1 protein-coding gene is annotated in these 1,004 nt (G+C 67.1%); it reads left to right on the top strand.

Annotated features, from left to right (window positions below; genetic code table 11):
• A partial coding sequence (locus A5714_RS06240; RefSeq protein WP_068283844.1) for a glycosyltransferase occupies positions 1-990 on the top strand: 990 nt, incomplete at its 5' end.
• Between the last annotated feature and the right edge of the window lie 14 nt (positions 991-1,004).

Here is a 1,004-nt window from a genome sequence, read left to right on the forward strand (position 1 = left end):
AGCGACCAATGCTGGCGCCACATGAACACGACGCTGCTTTCCCTGGCCGACGGGGCTGACCTGATCTTCGCTGGCCAGAGCTACCAGGAACCCGCAGCGAACGTTGCCGAGTATTACGACCTCCCGTTGGCCACCCTGCACCACGTCCCGATGCGGCCCAACGGGCAGGTGGTGTCTTTGCTTCCCGCGCCATTGGCGCGGTCGTCGATGGTGGGGTTCGACTGGTTCTGTTGGCGCCTGAACAAGAAGGTCGAGGACGCCCAACGCCGCGAGCTGGGTCTGCCGAAGGCGACGGGGCCGTCGCCCCGGCGAATCATCGAACGGCGGTCGCTGGAAATTCAGGCCTACGACGAGGTGTGCTTCCCGGGCTTGGCCGACGAGTGGGCCGACTGGCGTGACCAGCGACCGTTCGTCGGCACGTTGACGATGCAGCTGGCCACCGGCGCCGATGACGAGGTCGCGTCGTGGATTGCCGCCGGTACCCCGCCGATCTGTTTCGGATTCGGCAGCATGCCCGTGGCATCCCCGGCCGCGACGGTGGAAATGATCGGCGCCGCGTGCGCCGAGCTGGGGGAGCGGGCGTTGATCTGCGCCGGCTACAGCGATTTCAGCAGTGCGCCGTCTTTCGAGCACGTGAAGGTGGTGGGAGCGGTCAATTACGCGGCGATCTTCCCGGTCTGCCGCGCGGTCGTCCACCACGGCGGTTCAGGCACCACGGCCGCCAGCATGCGCGCGGGCGTTCCCACCGTGATCCTGTCCATGGACGCCAACCAGACCATTTGGGGAGCGCAGCTCAAACGCTTGAAAGTCGGGACGACGCGGCGCTTTTCGGCGACGACCCGGAAAACCCTCACCGCCGACCTGCGCCGGGTGCTGGCGCCGGATTACGCGGTGCGCGCCCGGCAGATCGCCAGCCACATGACCAAGCCCGCCGACAGCGTGCAGAACACCGCCGACCTCCTGGAGAAATTCGCTCGCACCACGGTGTGACTCGTCATGCCGCG

The sequence above is a fragment of the Mycobacterium sp. E2462 genome (assembly GCF_001672685.1).
Classification (GTDB): Bacteria; Actinomycetota; Actinomycetes; order Mycobacteriales; family Mycobacteriaceae; genus Mycobacterium.